Below are 19,462 nucleotides of genomic sequence, written 5' to 3'. Positions count from 1 at the left end.
CCCCCACCCACCCCTACCCCGCCACCTCAGATCGCGCTGCGCAACTCCGCCACATCGATCTGCTCCGTCTCGTCATGCGCCGTCAGATCGATGACCCGCTCCGCGAGCGCCTCCTCGCCGACGACATCGGCGAGATCCTGCTCCTCGACCGGCTTCGACTCGGGCTTCGGCTCAAGCCCGGACTCCGGCACCGGCACCGACGCCGACGCCGGCTTGACCCGCGCCTTCGCATTCCCGAAGAAGTCGAACCCACCCTGCTGCCGCACAGCCGGCACCGCCGGCTGCCGCACGGGCAACGGCCCGGCCGGCAGCGCCGGACGAGCGGCCGGCACGACCTCGGCAGAGGCCGCAGGCGCCACCGCAGGCACCACCGCAGCCGCAGCCGCAACCCGCGCCGCCGCCACAGGCACAACGGCGACCTCGGCAGAGGTCACACCGTCATCGCCGCCATCTCCCCGCTGCGCGGCCCCGTTCCGCTCCAGATTCCGCAACGCGTCAGCCGCCTTGCGATACGCCTCCGGCCCCACCCGCCGCTCCGCCCGCGCCTGCATCGCGGACTCCAGCGCCTTCGCCACACGCGGCCGCTCCACCTCCACGGAAGCGGACGCATCCCCTTCGGCCCCGCCGACCGAGCTGGCCCCACCGGCCGCGGACTCCAGCACCCGCCGCCCCTCCAGCGCACTCGCCCGCTCCGTCTCCGCGGTCGCGTAACGCCGCAGCAGATCCGCGTGCTCGGTGCGCAGCCGCGCCAACTCCGCCCGCTTGCCGCGCAGCTTGGCCTCCAGCCGGGTGCGGGCCTGGCGGGTCTCCTCCAGGTCCGTCTCCAGCTCGGCCAGGCGCTCGTCGGTCTTCCATTCGTCCCGCGACCGGGCCGCCGTCAGCTGGGCCACCTGCTTGCCGGCGGACCGGTCCCAACGGCGCATCAGGACCGACCCGACCACCGCCGCGGCGGCCGCCCCGGCGGCCAGGCCGCGTATGACGAGCGGTTCACCCACGGTCCAGGCGCCGGCCGCGCAGGCGACGGACGTCGCGGCGACCAGGGAAGGGGGAAGAAGCCGGTGCAGGGAAGTGGAATGGCGGTGGCGTCCTCGTGGCATGGCCAGAAACTTACCGTGCGTCGCCTCGAAAGTGTGACCCGACTGCCAAACCGTTCCCTTGATCTTATGCAGCCCCTACTTCCTCAGCAGTCCCTTGTCCTTGAGATACCGCTCGGCGACATCCGCCGGCTTGAGCCGCTCGGTGTCCACCTTCTTGTTGAGAGTGGTCAGATCTTCCGTGGTCAGCACCCTGTTGAGTTTGCCGAGCGCATCCACGACCTGCTGCGAACCGGCCTTCCGCGCATTCACCACGGGGAGCACGTTGTCGGAGTTCTGCAAGTTCTTGTCGTCCTTGAGCACGACCAGCCCGAACTGCTCCAGCGTGGCGTCCGTCGTGGTGGTCAGGACCATCTGGTCCTTGCCGCTCTTGACCGCCTGCTTGGCCTGGGTGCTGCCCACCTCCAACGGGTCTATGGCGGTGACGTCGATGCCGTACGTCTTCTCCAGCCCCGGCTCGCAGAACGGCCGCCGGCTGCATTCGTCGCCCGCCGCCAGCCTCACCGGAACCTTCGCCCGTCCCAGATCGGAAAGCGACTTGAGCCGGTGTTCCTCGGCAAAGTCCCTGGTCACGGCGAAGGCGTTCTGGTCGACGGCACGGCCCGGGTCGAGCACCTTGAGCCCGCGCGGTTCGGCGAGTTTCCGCAGGGCCTTCACGGTGGCGGCCGGGTCGGCAGAGGCGACCTGCGGGGCGTCCATCCCGTTCCGCTTCTTGTTCAGGAATTCGGCGAGAGTGGCCGCGTACTCCGGGACGACATCGATCTGCCCCTTCTCCAGTGCCGGTTCATACAGCTCACGGGCGTCCACGGTCTTGATCGAGGTGGAATATCCGGCGTCCTTCAACAGCCCCGCGTATATTTCCGCGAGCACCTTCGACTCGGTGAACGAGGCGGATCCGATCACCAGCGATCCCCGGCCGGACTTCGTGGAGCCACCGCCGGACTCCTCCAGGCTGTCGCCGCACCCGGCCAGACCCGCCGTCAGGACGACGGCTCCCGCCAGCCCCAGCGCGGCGCGGACGGCGCGCGCTCGGCGCGGGGTGGTGCTGGTCATGCGGCACTCCATTCGTTCGGGACAGGCGACGTGCTTCCGGCGGCTTCGTCGGATCCGGGGCCGGGCCCGGGGCCGGGGGCCGTGCCGCGGCGTCTCCGCCTGCGGCCCAAGTACCGCTCCAGGGCCACGAACACGCCCTCGACCAGCAGCGCCAGCGCGGCCACCAGCAGCGCCCCGGCGACCACCTGCGCGGTGTCGGTGAGCCGGAAGCCCGCCGTGATGATCCGGCCGAGGCCCCCGCCCCCGACCATCGCGGCGATGGAGACCGTGGCCACCACCTGGACGGCGGCGGAACGCACCCCGGTCATCACCAGCGGCAGCGCCAGTGGCAGTTCGACCCGGCCGATCACCTGCCGGCCCGACATCCCCATGCCCCGGGCCGCCTCGACGACGCCGCGGTCGACCTGGCGCATGCCCACGTAGGCGTTGGTCAGGAGCGGGGGTATCGCGAAGAGCACGAGGGCGAGGACCGTGGGCCACGGCTCGTACGCCCCCAGGGGCCCGAGGGTGAGCAGCACCAGCACCGCGAAGGTGGGCACCGCGCGGCCCGCGTTGGACAGGTTCACCGCGAGCGCTCCGCCGCGGCCCGTGTGGCCCAGCACGACGGCCAGGGGCAGGGCGACGACGCAGGAGATGACCAGGCAGACCGCGGTGAGCTCCAGGTGCTCGGCCAGCCGGTGCCACACCCCGTCGGGGCCGGACCAGTGCGCCCCCGTGGTCAGCCACGTCCAGGTACGGGAGATCACGCCCATCAGGCCACCGCCCTCTTCCGGCCGGTCCGGGTCCATGGCGTCAGCAGCCGCTGGAGGAGGAGCAGCAGCACGTCGGCGACCGCGGCCAGCAGCACGCACAGCACGGACGCGGTGAGGACCTCGGCCTTGAAGATGCTGTGCAGGCCCTCGTAGATCAGGTTGCCCAGGCCGCCGTAGCCGGTGAGCGCGCCGACGGTGGTGAGCGAGACGGTGGTGACCGTGGCGATGCGCACGCCCGCCATCACCGCGGGCAGGGCGAGCGGCAGCTCCACCGCGAACAGCAGCCGCACCGGGCCGTACCCCATGCCCCGGGCCGCCTCCCGGGCCTCCTCGGGCACGGCCGCCAGCCCGGCCAGGATGTTGCGCACGAGGATCGTCAGCGAATAGAGCACCAGGCCGGTGACCACGACCGCCGCGGACAGCCCGAAGACCGGCACGAGCAGCGAGAACATCGCCAGGGACGGAATCGTGTAGAGCACCGTCGTCATCCCGAGCACCGGGCCCGCCGCGCCCCGCCACCGGCGGGCGGCCAGCGCCAGCGGGAAGGCGATCAGCAGGCCGATGAGCACCGACGCCACGGTGATGCCGACGTGCTGGAGCGTCGCGTCGATCAGCTCCTGCCCCCTGGTGCGCACGTACTCCGCGCAGATCCAGTCGTTGCGGATCAGGCAGTTGCCACCCTCCCCCGCCATGTGCGCTCACCTCCCCCTGGGCCTTCACCGACGGTCACCAACGACCCTAACCCCGGCCACTGACAACCGCCTGCGGGCCTCCGCACAGCCGACACACGGCCGGTATCCGGCGAAGCCGGCGCACCCCGCACAATGGACGGCGTGATCCGTTTCGAGCACGTGACCAAGCGCTGGGCCGACGGCACGACCGCGGTGGACGATCTGTCCTTCGAGGTCGCCGAAGGCGAGATCGTCACCCTCGTCGGGCCCTCGGGCTGCGGCAAGACGACCACCATGAAGATGGTCAACCGGCTCGAGGAACCGACGAGCGGCCGGATCCTGCTGGACGGCGAGGACATCGCGCACATCGACCCGGTCGCCCTGCGCCGCCGCATCGGCTACGTGATCCAGCAGGTCGGGCTCTTCCCGCACCGGACCGTGCTCGACAACACCGCGACCGTCCCGCACCTGCTGGGCTGGCCGCGCAAAAAGGCCCGGGCGCGGGCGGCGGAACTGCTGGAACTGGTCGGCCTCGACCCGGCCGTCCACGGCGACCGCTACCCCGACCAGCTCTCCGGCGGGCAGCGCCAGCGCGTCGGCGTCGCGCGGGCGCTCGCCGCGGACCCGCCGGTGCTCCTGATGGACGAGCCGTTCGGCGCGGTGGACCCGGTGGTGCGGGAGCACCTGCAGAACGAGTTCCTGCGGCTCCAGTCGCAGGTGCGCAAGACAGTGCTCTTCGTCACCCACGACATCGAGGAGGCGGTCCGCCTCGGCGACCGGATCGCGGTCTACGGGCAGGGCCGCATCGAGCAGTTCGACGCGCCGGCGGCGGTGCTGGGCACTCCGGCCACGCCGTACGTCGCCGATTTCGTCGGTGCCGACCGCGGTCTGAAGCGGCTGTCCGTCACCCCGATCGAGCGGGGCGACCTGGAGTCCCCGCCCGTCGTCCACCTGGACGACCCGCTCTCCGCGGCGGCGGAGCGGCTCGCGCGGGACGGGGCGCACTGGGCGGTCGTCCTCGACGACGCGGACCGGCTGCACGGGTGGGTCGCGGCGGACACGATCGCCCACGCGGGCGGGGCGGGCACGGTCCGGGACCGGGCCCGGCGCATGGACGCGTGGCTTCCGCTGGGGGCGCCGCTGAAGCAGGCGTTCAGCACGATGCTGCAGCACGACGCGGGGTGGATCGCGGTGCTGGACGGGGAGCGGGACGACCACTTCCTGGGCGTCCTGACCCCCGCGAGCCTGCACGAGGCGCTGCGGCGCTCGATCGGCGCGGACGCGGCGGGCTCGGAGCGGGCGGACGTGAATCTGCGGACGGTGTCGAAGAGGTGAGGACGCCCCGGCCCCGCCGTCCTTTCACCGTTTCCCGGGACGGGGCCCCGGACCCGGGACACCGCGCTCCGCGCGGACGAGCGGGGCTGCGCCCCCTGCACCCCAACCCAGCCCGTCCGGGGGTTGCCCCCTCCGGGGAGTTTGAGGACATGCGGCGAAGCCGCATTGAGGGGGCCCGGAGCGAAGCCCCGAAAGGGGCCCCGGTGGGGGTGCAGGGGGCGAAGCCCCCGCGTCCTGGCGCACGCCGCGCGCCATGGGTGGGGTCGTGCAGGGGCGCAGCCCCACAGAAGAGGTCGGGGCAGGACCGGGGCGCCCCCCTACGCCGCCGCCGAGCCCGTCGGCCCCGACCCCTCGTCCTCGTCCTCCGGCAACTTGCACACCCGCTCCATGAAGAACGCCGCCGCCACCACGCACGCCCCCGCCAGCACCGACGCCCCCGCGTAGATCGCCTGCTCCCGCCGCGCGTCCGACTCCACGCCGTCGAGCAGCAGGAAGACGCCCACCCCGCCGTACGCGCCGGAGACCAGGGCCGCCACCAGGGCGCTCGCCTGGCCGAAAACCACCGCCCGGGCCGCGAGCAGCGGATCGACGCCCTTCGCGCCGGGGCGCCGCTCGCGCTGCGCCCGCAGCCGGGCGCGGATCGAGATCGCCGTCGCGAAGAGCACGACGGCGATGACGGCGAGGACGATCGGCGCGGCGACGGGCACGCCCGGCAGCGTGCCGAAGGCGTTCCACAGCCGGGCACCGGCCCACGACAGCACCCCGGCCGCGATGAACAGGCCGAGCAGCACCCCGATCCGAAGTTGCTTCACCGAGCCGTCGCCCCTCGTCGTCATCGCGTCGTCGTCCCGTCGTCCGTACCTCAGCGCTTGCTCAACGGCTATTCGGGCAGCCGGAGTTCCAGATCCGTCCGGGACCGCACGCCGCCCCGGTCGAGTCCGGCCAGCAGATCGACCACCGGACCGCGCCCCGGAACAACCGCCTCCGGATCCACGTCGTACCACGGAACCAGCACGAAGGCACGTTCGTGCGCGCGCGGGTGCGGCAGCGTCAGCCGCGGGTCGTCGGAGACCACGTCCTGATAGGTGACGATGTCGACGTCGATCGTCCGCGGGCCCCAGCGCTCGTCGCGCACCCGCTCGAACGCCTCCTCGATCGCATGGCCGCGCTCCAGCAGCGAGGCCGGCGGCAGCGTGGTCTTCACCAGCACGACCGCGTTGAAGTACGCGGGCTGGGAGCCCGGCTCCACGCCCCAGGGATCCGTCTCGTAGACCGGGGAGACCGCCTTGACCCGCACGCCTGGGGTGTCCTCCAGGGCGTCGACGGCACCCTGGAGGGTCTCCAGGCGGTTGCCCAGGTTGCTGCCGAGGGACAGCACGGCCCACTGCGGATTGCTCAGCGTGACGTCGGCGGCGTCCACCTGCTCCGTCACGGAGGAGGGCACCGGCTGCACGGTCGGGTCGCTGCTGCTCATACTCGGCTCCGGGTGATCGTGACGGTCACGTCGTCGAAGGGCACGGTGATCGGGGCGTCCGGCTTGTGCACGACGACCTCGACCTCCAGGACGGCGTCGTGCTTGAGGCACTGCTGGGCGATCCGCTCGGCCAGGGTCTCGATGAGGTCGACCGGCTCCCCCTCCACGACGGCCACGACCTCCTCGGCCACCACGCCGTAGTGCACGGTCTTCGTGAGATCGTCGGAGGCCGCGGCGGGCCGGGTGTCCAGGCTCAGCACGAGGTCCACGATGAAGGTCTGGCCCTCTTCGCGTTCTCGGGGGAAGACCCCGTGGTGCCCACGAGCCTTCAGGCCGCGCAGCGCGACACGGTCCACACGAATCACTCCTGCTGGTCGTCGATGGGGCGCCGCCCACGCCGGGGCGGCGACGGGGGAAACGGACTCCCGTCCCGGCCTTCGACCGGGATGCCCAACGTCGAATCTACCTGCGGGCACCGACAGCGCCCGTCCGTGGGTGCCCGTGCCGGGGATCGGCCCGGCGACCGGTCACCGGAGCCCGCCGGTCCGCACGGCCGGTGCACGGCCGGTGCGCGCGCCGCTGTACGTGCACCCATACCCGGCCCGCGAGCGGCTCGAACAAATGGCCACGAATCCGTCAGGCCGCCGCGCCCGGGCCCTCGTCCGGACCGTCCGGACCCTCCTCGCGCTCGTACTCCTCGTCCTCCCGGCCCGCCAGCACCGGCGAGCCGTGGTGCGACCACACCTTCCACTCCGAGCCCACCCGGCGGAACGCGTTGGTCGCCACGACCAGCTGGCCGACCAGCGGCCCCAGCTCGCCCTCGGCCTCCGCCGGAGCCCCGCTGAGGATGTTCTCGGTGCAGGTCACCAGCGCGGTGTCACCGGCCACCGACACCTCGACGTCGGTCAGGAAGAACTGGATGTAGTCGGTGCTCGCCATGATCAGCGCGTACGAGCGGAGCACCTCGCCCCGGCCGCGCAGCACCGGCCAGCCCGGGTGCACGCACGAGACCTCGGTGTCGGGGTCGTCCAGCCACAGCCGGCTCATGGCCTCCGTGTCGCCGCGCTCCACCGCCTCGTACAGAGCCGTGTTGGCCTCCTCGACCCGCTCGGCGTCCGTACGGGGAGCCCCGCTCACACCGCCTCCTCGCCGGCCGAGGCCCGCTCGACGGCGCGCACCACGCGGACCGCGTCCGCGCTCGCGCCCACCTCGTGCACGCGCACCGCCCACGCGCCCTCGCGCGCCGCCAGCGCCGTGACGGCGGCCGTGGCCGCGTCCCGCTCGCGGGCCGGCGGCGGAGCACCGTCCTCGTGGGCGAGCACCCGGCCCAGGAAGCGCTTGCGGGAGGCCGCGACCAGCAGCGGCAGCCCCAGCTCGGACCGGAGCCGGCCGAGCCGCGCGACCAGCTCCAGGTCCTGCTGGGCGTTCTTGGCGAAGCCCAGTCCGGGGTCCACCACGAGCCGGTCGGGCTCGACGCCGCCGGCGACCACCGCGTCCAGCCGGCGCCGCAGCTCGTCGACGACCTCGCCGGTCACGTCCGCGTACACCGCCCGGCTGTTCATGTCCTCGCTGAAGCCGCGCCAGTGCATCACCACGAACGGCACCCGGGCCTGGGCCACCATCGGGATCATCGCCGGGTCCGCGAGCCCGCCGCTGACGTCGTTGACCAGGCCCGCGCCGGCCTCGACGGCCGCCTCCGCGACCGAGGCCCGCATGGTGTCCACGGAGACCACCACGCCCTCCCCGGCCAGCTCGCGGACCACCGGTATCACCCGGCGGCGCTCCTCGGCCTCGTCGACCCGCAGCGCGCCCGGGCGGGTGGACTCGCCGCCCACGTCCACCAGGTCGGCGCCGCCGGCGACGAGGTCCAGACCGCGCTTGACGGCCTCGGCGGTGCCGAACCAGCGGCCCCCGTCCGAGAACGAATCCGGCGTGACGTTGACGACGCCCATCACCGCGCAGCGGTCCCACTCCGGCAGACCGACGGGCCCGATACGGCCGTGCAAGCTCCTCATGCCGACCAGCCTAGGCCGTGCCGGGAGGGCGCCGCCGACCGGCCGACACAGCGCAGGCCCCCGCCGGACCGGGGTCCGACGGGGGCCTGCCACGCAGCTGTCACGACGTCACGCGGCGCGCGTGACCTCGGCCTGCTCCACCGGCTCGCTGTCCATGCCGCTGGACTTCGGCGGGGCGGGGCGGCGGCGCAGCAGCCGCGGCAGCTCCAGGAAGCCCTCGGCCTGCATCATCGCGAAGCCGATGCGCGGCAGGTCGCGGCTGTTGGGGAAGACGATGAAGCGCGGCTCCCAGCGGGGGCGGAACTTCTCGTTGAACTTGTAGAGCGACTCGATCTGGAACCAGCGCGAGAGGAACAGCAGCACCCCGCGCTGGATCCGGACCACCGGACCGGCGCCCAGCTTGCCGCCGCGCTCCAGGGCGGAGCGGAAGAACGCGAAGTTCAGCGACATGCGCTTGATCTTGAGCTCGGGAGCGGCCTGGAGGAAGGCGACGATCAGCAGCTCGTTCATGCCCGGGTCGGCGCTGCGGTCGCGGCGCATCAGCTCCAGGGAGCTGCCGTCCTTGCCCCACGGCACGTAGTGCTGCATGGCCTTCAGATCGCCGAAGGGGGCGTCCTCGCCCTCCTCCGGGTCCTTGTGGGCGGTGGCGATGATCGCGTCCAGGTCCTTGGGGTCGCCGATGCGGCCCAGGGCCATGGAGAAGCCGCGCTCCTCCTCGGTGTCGCGCCAGGCGTTGGACGCCCGCTGGACGACCTCCAGCTCCTCGGGGGAAAGGTCGCCGACGCGGCGCACCTTGGTGGTGTAGCCGTTGCGCTCGATGCGCTTGACCATCTGGCGGACGTTGCGCATGGAGCGGCCGCTCAGGCTGAAGTCGGCGACCTCGACGATGGCCTCGTCGCCCATCTCCAGGGCGTCCAGCCCGGTCTCGCGGGTCCAGACCTCGCCGCCGGTCTCGCTGCAGCCGTTGACGGCGGGGGTCCAGGAGTGGCGCTTGGCCAGCTCCATGAACTTCTCGATGGCGCCCGGCCAGGCCTCGACGTCGCCGATGGGGTCACCGCTGGCGAGCATGACGCCGGAGACGACGCGGTAGGAAACGGCGGCCTTGCCGGAGGGCGAGAAGACGACGCTCTTGTCGCGGCGCAGCGCGAAGTGGCCCAGCGAGTCGCGCTCGCCGTGCTTGGCGAGCAGCTCGCGCAGCCGGTCCTCGTCCTCCTCGGTGAGGACGGCGGCGGGGTACTCGGGGCGGAAGGCCAGGAAGGCGGTGGTGGCCAGGGTCAGCAGGCCGAGGGCGCCCAGCGAGTAGCCGACGACGTAGTCGACGCCGCCGGTGTAGCGGATGGAGCCCTCGAAGCCGAAGAGGCCCCAGATCACGTGCTCGATCTGTTCCAGGACCGGCGGGTCGCCGACCATCTGGTCCGGGTGCGAGCCGACGATCACCCAGCCGAGGCCGACGCTGGCGCAGCTCATCAGGATGAAGTTGGCCACCGCCTTCCAGCGGCTGCGCGGGTCGGGCAGCGCGGTGAAGGCGTTGCGGTGGCGCACCAGGTAGGCGAAGAGCAGCAGCGAGAAGACCGCGCCGGCGATCGAGTGCCGGTAGATCAGGTGGGCGGCGGCCCCGACGGGCAGCACGACGACCGCGGCCCACCAGGCGCGCGACTTGGCGCGCTTGAGGCCGTGGGCCAGCATGAGCAGCAGGATGCCGACGACGATCGAGGCCGCGGCGGCCAGCTGCGTGACGGCGCCGGGCAGCACCTCGGCGAGCGTGTGGATGCGGCTGAAGCGGAACCGGGGGAAGACCCCGGCCGCGATGTCCATCAGTCCGATGACCGCCGCCACCGTGCCGACGACGGCCGGAACACGCTCCGGTCGCGGGCCCTTGGCCATGCGTGCAAACACCGACAGCCACTTCGAACCCGAAGGAACCCCATCGGACTTTTTGCCATCTTCCCTGACAGACATCTCTTCCCGTCGTCCATGTCGAGTGGGCATACGGCATGTGGCCGTACCGCTCCGGACAATGTGCGCCCTGTAGGACGACGGTTTCGGGGCTGAGGTTCCGCCGGGGCCGGGCCCGGAAAGAAGTAACCATTCCGCGATCCGGGCGCCGGGTCGCCCGGCAGAAAGCACCTCATGGGTCTCACCAGCAAGACAGTTCTCCTGCTGGCGGCAGTGCTCGCGGTAGTGCTCTTCGCACTGACCGTCTGGCTCTGGCCGCGTCTGGGCAGGAAGGGCGTGGGCCCCATCATGGGCCGGATCGGCATGCTGGTCGTCACCCAGCTGTCCCTGTTCGCCGCCATCGGCCTCTACGCGAACTACTCGTTCGGCTTCTACGCCTCCTGGGCCGACCTCTTCGGGCAGGAGCAGGACCAGGGCGTCGTCGTCGACCACAGCGCGGGGCAGAAGCAGGTGCAGGTCGTCGGGGTCCAGCAGGTGAACGTGCCGCGCGCCTCGGTGCCGCGCGTGGCGGGCCAGATCGAGAAGGTCAACATCCAGGGACCTGAGTCGAAGATCGCCAGCCCGGCCTTCGTCTACCTGCCGCCGGAGTACTTCCAGCCGGAGTTCGCCAAGCGCACCTTTCCCGCCTCCGTCGTCCTGACCGGCTACCCGGGCACCGCCGAGGCGCTGATCAAGGGCCTGCACTACCCGCAGACCGCGCACAAGCTGGCCAAAGAGAAGAAGATGCAGCCCACCATCCTGGTGATGATGCGGCCGACCGTCGCCCCGCCCCGGGACACCGAGTGCATGGATATACCCGGCGGCCCCCAGACCGAGACCTTCTTCGTCAAGGACCTCCGCAAGGCGCTCTCGCAGCAGTACCGGATCGGCACCGAGGCCAAGAACTGGGGCATGATCGGCGACTCGACCGGCGGCTACTGCGCGCTCAAGCTGGGCATGCGCCACCCGGACGCGTACGGCGCGGTGGCCGCCCTCTCCGGCTACTACAAGGCCCCCCAGGACCCGACGACCGGCTCGCTCTTCGGCGGCAGCAAGAAGCTGGAGCAGGAGAACGACCTGATGTGGCGGCTGAAGAACAAGCCGCTGCCCAAGATCTCGATACTGGTGACCAGCAGCAAGCAGGGCGAGCACAACTACAAGGACACGATGAAGTTCATCGACCTCGCCGCCAAGCACCCCACCCGCGTCTCCTCGATGATCCTGGAGAGCGGCGGCCACAGCTTCAACACCTGGCGCCGGGAGATCCCCGGCACCCTGCAGTGGATCGGCGGCCGCCTCAGCGCCTGAGCCGCAGCCGCCTTCAGCGGCCGGACATGATCAGGCTCATCGCCTCCGCACGCGACGCGGGGTCACGCAGCTGGCCCCGCACGGCGGAGGTGATCGTCTTCGCCCCGGGCTTGCGGATGCCGCGCATGGACATGCACATGTGCTCGCACTCGATCACCACGACGACGCCCCGGGCCTCCAGGATCTCCGACATCGAGTCCGCGATCTGCGTGGTCAGCCGCTCCTGGACCTGCGGCCGGCGGGCGTAGACGTCCACCAGGCGGGCCAGCTTCGACAGCCCGGTGATCTTCCCGCTGATGGCCGGGATGTAGCCGATGTGCGCCACCCCGTGGAACGGCACCAGGTGGTGCTCGCAGGTGCTGTAGACCTCGATGTCGCGGACCAGCACCATCTCGTCGTGCCCCAGGTCGAAGGTCGTGGTCAGCACGTCCTCCGGCTCCTGCCACAGACCGGCGAATATCTCCTTGTACGCGCGGGCCACCCGCGCCGGCGTCTCGCGCAGACCTTCCCGGTCCGGGTCCTCGCCGACCGCGATCAGCAGCTCGCGAACGGCGTTGACGGCCCGCTTCTCGTCGAATTCCCCGATGGAACGCTCGCCGTCCAGGGTGACCGGATCGATCATGGAGTTGCCCTCGTTCTCTCGTGCGTACGCGCTGTGCCGCGGCCGGACGCGCGTACACATGCGCGATGCCGCGCCCCCAGGCTAGAACCTGGGTGACGCGGCATCCATTCCGGGCTCGATCGACTCAGCGGCCCGAAGGGCCTCCACCAGGGGTGGTGGTCGGGAGACGGGCGGGCCCGATCACTCGGGGCGGACGTCCTCCGGGAGCTCCACCGAGTCCACGGCGGTGACGCCGTTGCTGGGGGCCAGCTCCTTGGGGGAGAGCACCGGCGGGCGGCTGGAGGGCGTACGGCGCGAGGAGCCGGTCCAGGCCGGGCGGGCCGGGCGCTTCACGACGTGCTTGAAGATCTCGGCGATCTCCTCCTTGTTCAGCGTCTCCTTCTCCAGGAGCGCCAGCACCAGGTTGTCGAGGATGTCGCGGTTCTCGACGAGGATCTCCCACGCCTCGTTGTGCGCGGTCTCGATCAGCTTCTTGACCTCTTCGTCGACCAGCGCGGCGACCTCTTCCGAGTAGTCGCGCTGGTGCGACATCTCGCGGCCCAGGAAGGGCTCGGAGTTGTCGGAGCCGAACTTGATCGCGCCGAGGCGCTCGGTCATGCCGTACTGGGTGACCATCGCGCGGGCCGTGGCGGTGGCCTTCTCGATGTCGTTGGCCGCGCCCGTGGTCGGGTCGTGGAAGACGAGCTCCTCCGCGGCCCGGCCGCCCAGCATGTAGGCGAGCTGGTCGAGCATCTCGTTGCGCGTGGTCGAGTACTTGTCCTCGTCCGGCAGGACCATGGTGTAGCCGAGCGCACGGCCGCGGGACAGGATGGTGATCTTGTGCACCGGGTCGGAGTTCGGGGAGGCCGCCGCGACCAGGGCGTGACCGCCCTCGTGGTACGCGGTGATCTTCTTTTCCTTGTCCGACATGATCCGGGTCCGCTTCTGCGGTCCGGCCACGACGCGGTCGATCGCCTCGTCCAGCATGTGGTTGTCGATCAGCTTCCGGTCGCTGCGGGCCGTCAGCAGGGCGGCCTCGTTCAGCACGTTCGACAGATCGGCACCGGTGAAGCCGGGGGTGCGCCGGGCGACGGCCGAGAGGTCGACGTCCGGGGCGACCGGCTTGCCCTTCTGGTGGACCTTGAGGATCTCCAGACGGCCCTGCATGTCCGGCCGGTCGACGGCGATCTGCCGGTCGAAGCGGCCCGGGCGCAGCAGCGCGGGGTCGAGGATGTCGGGCCGGTTGGTGGCCGCGATCAGGATGACGCCGCCCTTGACGTCGAAGCCGTCCATCTCGACGAGCAGCTGGTTGAGCGTCTGCTCGCGCTCGTCGTGACCGCCGCCGAGGCCCGCGCCGCGGTGCCGGCCGACGGCGTCGATCTCGTCGACGAAGACGATGGCCGGGGCGTTGGCCTTGGCCTGCTCGAACAGGTCACGGACCCGGGAGGCACCCACACCGACGAACATCTCGACGAAGTCGGAGCCGGAGATCGAGTAGAACGGGACGCCCGCCTCGCCCGCCACGGCGCGCGCGAGCAGCGTCTTGCCGGTGCCGGGCGGGCCGTAGAGCAGCACGCCCTTGGGGATCTTGGCGCCCACGGCCTGGAACTTCGCCGGCTCCTGGAGGAACTCCTTGATCTCGTGGAGCTCCTCGACCGCCTCGTCCGAACCGGCCACGTCGGCGAAGGTCGTCTTCGGGGTGTCCTTGGTGATCAGCTTGGCCTTGGACTTCCCGAAGTTCATCACCCGGGAGCCGCCGCCCTGCATCTGGTTCATCAGGAACAGGAAGACCACGACGATGAGCACGAACGGCAGCAGCGACAGGAGCACCCCGATGAAGGGGTTCTGCTTGGACGTCGCGACGTTGTAGCCCTCGGGCAGGACGTCCTTGTTCTTCTGGTCGACCTCGTCCTGCAGCATCTTGGACAGCTGCACGCCCTGGTCGCCGATGTAGTTGGCCTGGACCTTGCTGCTGCCCTTGACCTTCTCGCCGGCCTTGAGCTCGACCTTGATCTTGTTCTCGTCGCCCGTCGTCAGCTCGGCCGACTTCACCTTGTGGTCACGGATCGCCGCGACGACCTGACTGGTGTCCACCGACTTGTAGCCGCCGGACGAGCCGACGACCTGCATCAACACGACCACGGCGAGGACGGCCAGCACGATCCACATGACCGGCCCACGGAAGTAGCGCTTCACGTCCATCCATACGGGGCGCGAGCGCCCCGTCCCTCCTGCCACAGTGAGGCACGGTGCCCCCGGACGGGGGTGCCTGTGCGTACGGTGTTCTGCTCGACCTTGCAGTACTTGACTCAGAACTGCTTGAAAAGACTGACCTTCGGACGGTACCCCAGCATTGTCACCCGACGACGCCGCAGACGGTCAACAAATCCGTCTTCCCCTCCTCCAACGGCGGAAAACCGCGGAGGGTTCCCAGCGCCCGCCAGGGCCCGGCACGGGGACCGTCCCCCCAGGTCAAGGGCGTATCAGCCGCCGTAGACGTGCGGCGCGAGCGTGCCCACGAAGGGCAGGTTGCGGTACTTCTCCGCGAAGTCCAGACCGTAACCCACGACGAACTCGTTCGGGATGTCGAATCCGACCCACTTCACGTCGATCGCGACCTTGGCCGCCTCCGGCTTGCGCAGCAGGGTGACGACGTTCAGCGACGCCGGCTCGCGGGAGCCGAGGTTCGACAGCAGCCACGAGAGCGTCAGGCCGGAGTCGATGATGTCCTCGACGATCAGGACGTGCTTGCCCTTGATGTCGGTGTCGAGGTCCTTCAGGATGCGCACCACGCCGGAGGACTGGGTGCCCGCGCCGTAGGAGGACACGGCCATCCAGTCCATGGTGACGGAGTTGGACAGCGCGCGCGCCAGGTCCGCCATCACCATCACGGCGCCCTTGAGGACACCGACGATGAGCAGGTCCTTGCCCGCGTACTCCGCGTCGATCTTCGCGGCCAGCTCTGCCAGCTTCGCGTCGATCTCTTCCTTGGTGATGAGCACCGACTTGAGGTCGGTGCCCATGTCCTTGTCGTCCACCCGCGCCACTCTCGTTCGATGGAGGATCGTCCGGCCGTCCGGGCTCCTGTCCGCCCGGTCCGGACCGGCCGGGCCCGGACCGTGATCACTCACGGCCGTTCGAATCAGCCCTGCCGGAGGACCAGTCTGCCACCATGCCGGTGGACCGCGACGCGCCCGGGGAGGTTGATGGCGCGCTGGCCCCGCCAGCCGGTGATCAGCCGGTCGACCTCCTCGATGTGCCGGGCGAAGAGCGAACCGGCCGGGGAGCCGGCCTCGATGGCCGCGCGGCGCAGCACCCGGCGGCGCACCGCGGCGGGCAGCGCGTAGAGCTTGGCGACCTCCAGGGCACCGCTGTCGTCCCGGACGGACGGCTCCACGGCGACGGCCCAGGAGTCCAGCGCGTCGGCGTCGTCGCGGGAGAGCTGGGCGGTCCGGGCCAGGGCCTCGACGACGCCCTTGCCCAGGGCCTTCTCCAGGACGGGCAGTGCTTCGTGGCGGACGCGGGAGCGGGTGTAGGCGGGGTCGACGTTGTGCGGGTCGTCCCAGACGGGGAGCGACTGGACCATGCACGCCTTGCGGGCGGTCTGCCGGTCGAGCCCCAGGAACGGCCTGCGGTAGCGGCCGCCGACGCCGGAGGCCGTGGCCATGCCGGACAGCGAACGGGTGCCGGAGCCGCGGGCGAGTCCCAGGAGCACGGTCTCGGCCTGGTCGTCGCGGGTGTGGCCGAGGAGGACGGCGGCCGCGCCGTACCGCTCGGCGGCCTCGTCGAGCGCCCCGTAGCGGGCGTCGCGGGCGGCGGCTTCGGGGCCACCGTCCCTGCCGACGGTCACCGGGAGCGCCTCGACGGGATCGAGGCCCAGCGCGCGGAGGCGGCCCGCCACTTCGGCGGCGCGGAGGTCGGAGCCCTCCTGGAGGCCGTGGTCGACGGTGACGCCGCCGGCGCGGACACCGAGCCGGGGGGCCTCGAAGGCGAGGGCGGAGGCGAGCGCCATGGAATCGGCGCCGCCGGAACAGGCGGCCAGGACGAGCGGGGAGCGGGGGCCGCCGCTGGGGTCGGGGGGCGGAGCGAGGGTGAGGACGTCGTGGAGTACGCGGCGGACCGCCAGGCGTATCGCGGCGACCGCGGGGTGTGGACCCATGTCCGAGTGTCCAATCGTTCCAACGAGGAGCCAACGGGAAGGGGTTGTGGGGACGTGCGGGCTGCGTCAGTCACGCTGTGTGCGTAGATGGTGACAGAGACGAGCCTTTACCCGAGCATCGCACGCCCACCCCTGGCACACGGTCCCTCGGACGGGTGATTACGGGAGCGTTCATCCGTCAGGGGGCGCGGCGGGGTCACCCGTCGGAGCGTCCGTGCACCCTCGCGACCCAGTCCGCGGGTTTGGCGATCTCGGCCTTGGTCGGGAGCGTGTTCGGCGAGGTCCAGACCCTGTTGAAGCCCTCCATGCCGACCTCGTCGACAACAGCGCGTACGAACCGTTCACCATCACGGTACTGCCGCAGCTTGGCGTCGAGACCCAGCAGTTTCCGCAGCGCCGCGTCCAGCCGGCCCGCGCCGCTGGCCCGCCGTTGCTGGAACTTCTCGCGGATCTCCGCCACCGACGGGACGACCTGCGGGCCCACGCCGTCCATCACGTAGTCGGCGTGCCCCTCCAGGAGGGACATCACGGCCGTCAGCCGGCCGAGGATCTCCCGCTGGGCCGGGGTCTGGACCAGCTCGACGATGCTGCGCCCGCCGCGCGCCTCCTCGTCCTCCGGCGGCCGGCCGCCGGCCAGCGTCTGCAGCGCCTCGCGGAGCCGCTCCAGCAGGGTGGCCGGGTCGACCTCGGTCTCGGCGAGGAACGTCTGGACCTCGCCCTCGATATGGTCGCGCAGCCAGGGGACGGCGGTGAACTGCGTGCGGTGCGTCTCCTCGTGGAGGCACACCCACAGCCTGAAGTCGTGCGGGGCGACGTCCAGTTCGCGCTCCACGTGGACGATGTTCGGGGCCACCAGCAGCAGGCGGCCGCCGCCCTCGGCGGCGCCGGGCAGCTCGCGGGTGGGCGGCGCGAACGTCTCGTACTGGCCCAGCACCCGGGACGCCAGGAACGACAGCAGCATGCCCAGTTCCACGCCGGTCACCTTGCCGCCGACCGCGCCCAGGACGGCGCCGCCGGGCAGGTTGCCCCGGCGGTCCTGCATCTTCTCCAGCAGCGGCCCCAGCACCGCGCGGAAACCGGCGACGTTGGCCCGGATCCAGCCGGCCCGGTCCACGACGAGGACCGGGGTGTCGCCGGCGGGACCGCCCGGCGGGGACATCCGGGTGAAGGACCTGACGTGCTCCTCGGACGACTTGGCGTGCCGCCGCAGTTCGGCGACGACGTCGCGGGCCTCGTCGCGGCTGACGTCGGGCCCCGGCCGCACGAGCCGCGTCGCGGTCGCCACCGCGAGCTTCCAGTCGACCATCTCCGCACCACCGATGCTCGTCATGGCTTCACGGTACGTGTTGCCGGGCGGGTGGCACAGGCGGGGTTTCCTGCCCCGGTCCCGCCCTTTCACCGTTTCTCGCCGCGCTCCGCGCGGGGCAACGCGGCTTCGCCGCGTTGGTCCTCAAACGCCGGACGGGCTGAAATAGCCCGTCCGGCGTTTGAGGACTTCGACCAAAGGGCGAATGGGGTCCGGGGTCTCCCCGGGAAAGGGCGGGACCGGGGCACATCTCCTAGCGCAGCGACCCCGCCCCCACCGCCAGCCGGTCCAGCGCCCGCTGCGCCCCCTCCGCGTCCACCGTCCCGTCCGCCATGAACGCGAACGCGAGCAGCCGCCCGCCGGGCGTGACGACCGTCCCGGCAAGCGTGTTGACGCCGGTCAGCGTGCCCGTCTTGGCGCGCACCAGGCCCCGTCCCTCGGCGGCGTCGGCGTACCGCCCCCGCAACGTCCCGCTGAACCCCGCCACCGGCAACCCCGTCAGCACCGGGCGCAGCTCGGGGGCGCGCGCGTCCGACGCGCGCGCCAGGAGGCGCGCCAGCAGTTCCGCCGAGACCCTGTCGGACCGGTCGAGCCCGCTGCCGTCCGCGACGTGCGCCCCGTCCATCGGCAGGCCGATCCGCGACAACCGCGCCTCGACCGCCCGGGCCGCGCCGTCGAAGCTCGCGGGCCGCCCGTCCGCCAGGGCGGTCTGCCGGGCGAGCGCCTCGGCGATGTCGTTGTCGCTGTTGGTCAGCGCGCGCTCGACCAGCTCGGCCAGCGGCGCGGACGAGACGGCCGCGATCCGGCGTGCGGAGGCCGGCGCGCGCCCCTCCTCGGCAGGACCGTCGACCTGCACTCCTCGCTCCCCCAGCAACTCGGCGAACTTCCGCGCCGCGTCCCCCGCCGGATCGGCCGACCGCGCCGCGGGCCCGTGGTCGGAGTCGTCGAGGCGCCCCTCGTCGATCATGAGGGGACTGACGGGCGCCAGGTTGTCGTTGGGCCCGATCGGGTGCTGCACGGGCCCGGAGTACCGCGAGAGGTCGTACGACAGCCGCGTACGCGCCGTGCCGCGCGCCTTGAGCGCCCGCGCGGTCGCGTCGGCCAGCGCGGGCAGGCTGGCGAACCGCTCGCCGGACGCGGCGGGGTGCGCCGTGAGCGTCGGGTCGCCGCCGCCGACGAGCACGATCCCGTCGTCCCCGAGCATCACCGTGGTCTCGATCCGGTGATCGCCGCCGAGCGCGGCCAGCGCCGCCGCCGACGTGGCCAGCTTGATCGTGGAGGCCGGGGTGAAGGCCGTGCTCTCGTCGGACCCGAACAGCCGCCCGCCCCCGGCGACATCCACGACGGACGCCGAGGCGTGCGCGCCCAGCGCGGGGTCCCTGAGCAACGGCTCCAGCGCGGCGGCCACGTCGGCCGCGGCGGGCGGGCGGCCGCCGGCCGCGGGCCCGGCGAGCACCGGCGCCGCCGGGGGGCGCGCGGGCGCACGACGTGCGGAATGCCCTCGGTCGGCGGCTGCGGCGCGGACCCGTTCGGCCTTACGCTGTCCGCCGTCCCAGGGGCCGGCGACCGCCACCGCGCCCGCGGCGACGACCAGGCCCGTCGCGGTGGAAATCGCGACGAACCGGGCGGTACCGCGCCGCGTCAACGGCACGAGAACACCGCGCACGGCCTGCCACCGTCCGCCTGCGGGCATTACGGACCAGCCCCTTTCGCCACCACACACCTGCGTGGGGGACACTTAATCACCAGACGTATGTGT

The 19,462-nt window shown here is 71.9% G+C and carries 18 protein-coding genes; 2 read left to right on the top strand and 16 right to left on the bottom strand.

Translation table 11 applies throughout. The annotated features are described in order from the left end of the window. Window positions 1–26: 26 nt before the first annotated feature. From I5Q34_RS11795 to I5Q34_RS11780, 4 genes are all read right to left on the bottom strand, one after another. A complete protein-coding gene (locus I5Q34_RS11795) occupies window positions 27–1,097 on the bottom strand; it encodes a hypothetical protein (RefSeq protein ID WP_199892146.1) in 1,071 nt (356 codons plus the stop codon). Between the two features lie 75 nt (window positions 1,098–1,172). Further along, on the bottom strand, window positions 1,173–2,147 hold the full coding sequence (locus tag I5Q34_RS11790) for an ABC transporter substrate-binding protein (protein ID WP_199892145.1): 975 nt from the start codon (window positions 2,145–2,147) through the stop codon (window positions 1,173–1,175). Then, window positions 2,144–2,899: an ABC transporter permease gene (locus I5Q34_RS11785; RefSeq protein WP_199892913.1), complete on the bottom strand. Its 756-nt coding sequence runs from the start codon at window positions 2,897–2,899 to the stop codon at window positions 2,144–2,146. Before I5Q34_RS11785 ends, I5Q34_RS11790 begins: the two co-directional genes overlap by 4 nt. Continuing rightward, window positions 2,899–3,591: an ABC transporter permease gene (locus I5Q34_RS11780; RefSeq protein WP_199892144.1), complete on the bottom strand. Its 693-nt coding sequence runs from the start codon at window positions 3,589–3,591 to the stop codon at window positions 2,899–2,901. The genes I5Q34_RS11785 and I5Q34_RS11780 overlap by 1 nt, the downstream gene beginning before the upstream one ends. Before the next feature lie 141 nt (window positions 3,592–3,732). Here I5Q34_RS11780 and I5Q34_RS11775 point away from each other — a divergent pair, with 141 nt between their 5' ends. After that, entirely contained in the window at window positions 3,733–4,905 is a 1,173-nt protein-coding gene (locus I5Q34_RS11775; RefSeq protein ID WP_199892143.1) for an ABC transporter ATP-binding protein, read from the top strand. 317 nt (window positions 4,906–5,222) lie between these two features. On the opposite strand, the gene I5Q34_RS11770 is transcribed toward I5Q34_RS11775, so the two are convergent. The 6 genes from I5Q34_RS11770 to I5Q34_RS11745 all read right to left on the bottom strand — a co-directional run bounded on the left by I5Q34_RS11770 (window position 5,223) and on the right by I5Q34_RS11745 (window position 10,353). Further along, entirely contained in the window at window positions 5,223–5,717 is a 495-nt protein-coding gene (locus tag I5Q34_RS11770) for a DUF3180 domain-containing protein (protein ID WP_199892912.1), read from the bottom strand. Window positions 5,718–5,785: 68 nt separating this feature from the next. Continuing rightward, window positions 5,786–6,379, bottom strand: coding sequence for a 2-amino-4-hydroxy-6-hydroxymethyldihydropteridine diphosphokinase (gene folK, locus I5Q34_RS11765; RefSeq protein WP_199892142.1), 594 nt, complete (start codon window positions 6,377–6,379; stop codon window positions 5,786–5,788). After that, a complete protein-coding gene (folB, locus tag I5Q34_RS11760) occupies window positions 6,376–6,735 on the bottom strand; it encodes a dihydroneopterin aldolase (protein WP_277965552.1) in 360 nt (119 codons plus the stop codon). The genes folK and folB overlap by 4 nt, the downstream gene beginning before the upstream one ends. Window positions 6,736–7,015: 280 nt before the next feature. Further along, complete coding sequence (locus I5Q34_RS11755) at window positions 7,016–7,516, bottom strand: nuclear transport factor 2 family protein (protein ID WP_199892140.1); 501 nt, start codon at window positions 7,514–7,516, stop codon at window positions 7,016–7,018. Beyond that, window positions 7,513–8,394 carry a dihydropteroate synthase gene (folP, locus tag I5Q34_RS11750; protein WP_199892139.1) on the bottom strand — a complete coding sequence of 294 codons (882 nt, stop codon included), beginning with the start codon at window positions 8,392–8,394 and terminating at the stop codon, window positions 7,513–7,515. The genes I5Q34_RS11755 and folP overlap by 4 nt, the downstream gene beginning before the upstream one ends. Before the next feature lie 108 nt (window positions 8,395–8,502). After that, entirely contained in the window at window positions 8,503–10,353 is a 1,851-nt protein-coding gene (locus I5Q34_RS11745; RefSeq protein ID WP_199892138.1) for a phosphatidylglycerol lysyltransferase domain-containing protein, read from the bottom strand. Window positions 10,354–10,524: 171 nt separating this feature from the next. Here I5Q34_RS11745 and I5Q34_RS11740 point away from each other — a divergent pair, with 171 nt between their 5' ends. Continuing rightward, complete coding sequence (locus I5Q34_RS11740; RefSeq protein WP_199892137.1) at window positions 10,525–11,637, top strand: esterase family protein; 1,113 nt, start codon at window positions 10,525–10,527, stop codon at window positions 11,635–11,637. A 13-nt stretch (window positions 11,638–11,650) separates the two neighbouring features. On the opposite strand, the gene folE is transcribed toward I5Q34_RS11740, so the two are convergent. From folE to dacB, 6 genes are all read right to left on the bottom strand, one after another. Further along, window positions 11,651–12,259: a GTP cyclohydrolase I FolE gene (folE, locus tag I5Q34_RS11735; RefSeq protein ID WP_199892136.1), complete on the bottom strand. Its 609-nt coding sequence runs from the start codon at window positions 12,257–12,259 to the stop codon at window positions 11,651–11,653. 180 nt (window positions 12,260–12,439) lie between these two features. Further along, complete coding sequence (gene ftsH, locus I5Q34_RS11730) at window positions 12,440–14,440, bottom strand: ATP-dependent zinc metalloprotease FtsH (RefSeq protein WP_199892911.1); 2,001 nt, start codon at window positions 14,438–14,440, stop codon at window positions 12,440–12,442. Between the two features lie 281 nt (window positions 14,441–14,721). Continuing rightward, the gene (gene hpt / locus I5Q34_RS11725; protein ID WP_199892910.1) at window positions 14,722–15,261 is read right to left on the bottom strand and encodes a hypoxanthine phosphoribosyltransferase; all 540 of its coding nucleotides are present in this window, start codon (window positions 15,259–15,261) and stop codon (window positions 14,722–14,724) included. A gap of 119 nt (window positions 15,262–15,380) precedes the next feature. After that, window positions 15,381–16,397: a tRNA lysidine(34) synthetase TilS gene (gene tilS, locus I5Q34_RS11720; protein WP_199892135.1), complete on the bottom strand. Its 1,017-nt coding sequence runs from the start codon at window positions 16,395–16,397 to the stop codon at window positions 15,381–15,383. Window positions 16,398–16,593: 196 nt separating this feature from the next. Further along, window positions 16,594–17,727 carry a zinc-dependent metalloprotease gene (locus I5Q34_RS11715; protein WP_199892134.1) on the bottom strand — a complete coding sequence of 378 codons (1,134 nt, stop codon included), beginning with the start codon at window positions 17,725–17,727 and terminating at the stop codon, window positions 16,594–16,596. Between the two features lie 229 nt (window positions 17,728–17,956). Then, complete coding sequence (dacB, locus tag I5Q34_RS11710; RefSeq protein ID WP_199892133.1) at window positions 17,957–19,396, bottom strand: D-alanyl-D-alanine carboxypeptidase/D-alanyl-D-alanine-endopeptidase; 1,440 nt, start codon at window positions 19,394–19,396, stop codon at window positions 17,957–17,959. Window positions 19,397–19,462 lie beyond the last annotated feature (66 nt).

The sequence above is a fragment of the Streptomyces sp. AV19 genome, from assembly GCF_015999245.1.
In the GTDB taxonomy this organism is placed as follows: domain Bacteria; phylum Actinomycetota; class Actinomycetes; order Streptomycetales; family Streptomycetaceae; genus Streptomyces.
This window is presented reverse-complemented; position numbering and strand designations above follow the sequence as displayed.

Coding starts and splice junctions, on each gene's coding strand:
- I5Q34_RS11780 (WP_199892144.1), bottom strand. CDS start 3,591: ATGGCGGGGGAGGGTGGCAACTGCCTGATCCGCAACGACTGGATCTGC.
- hpt (WP_199892910.1), bottom strand. CDS start 15,261: ATGGGCACCGACCTCAAGTCGGTGCTCATCACCAAGGAAGAGATCGAC.
- I5Q34_RS11790 (WP_199892145.1), bottom strand. CDS start 2,147: ATGACCAGCACCACCCCGCGCCGAGCGCGCGCCGTCCGCGCCGCGCTG.
- dacB (WP_199892133.1), bottom strand. CDS start 19,396: ATGCCCGCAGGCGGACGGTGGCAGGCCGTGCGCGGTGTTCTCGTGCCG.
- I5Q34_RS11795 (WP_199892146.1), bottom strand. CDS start 1,097: ATGCCACGAGGACGCCACCGCCATTCCACTTCCCTGCACCGGCTTCTT.
- folE (WP_199892136.1), bottom strand. CDS start 12,259: ATGATCGATCCGGTCACCCTGGACGGCGAGCGTTCCATCGGGGAATTC.
- folP (WP_199892139.1), bottom strand. CDS start 8,394: ATGAGGAGCTTGCACGGCCGTATCGGGCCCGTCGGTCTGCCGGAGTGG.
- tilS (WP_199892135.1), bottom strand. CDS start 16,397: ATGGGTCCACACCCCGCGGTCGCCGCGATACGCCTGGCGGTCCGCCGC.
- folK (WP_199892142.1), bottom strand. CDS start 6,379: ATGAGCAGCAGCGACCCGACCGTGCAGCCGGTGCCCTCCTCCGTGACG.
- I5Q34_RS11740 (WP_199892137.1), top strand. CDS start 10,525: ATGGGTCTCACCAGCAAGACAGTTCTCCTGCTGGCGGCAGTGCTCGCG.
- I5Q34_RS11715 (WP_199892134.1), bottom strand. CDS start 17,727: ATGACGAGCATCGGTGGTGCGGAGATGGTCGACTGGAAGCTCGCGGTG.
- ftsH (WP_199892911.1), bottom strand. CDS start 14,440: ATGGACGTGAAGCGCTACTTCCGTGGGCCGGTCATGTGGATCGTGCTG.
- I5Q34_RS11745 (WP_199892138.1), bottom strand. CDS start 10,353: ATGTCTGTCAGGGAAGATGGCAAAAAGTCCGATGGGGTTCCTTCGGGT.
- I5Q34_RS11785 (WP_199892913.1), bottom strand. CDS start 2,899: ATGGGCGTGATCTCCCGTACCTGGACGTGGCTGACCACGGGGGCGCAC.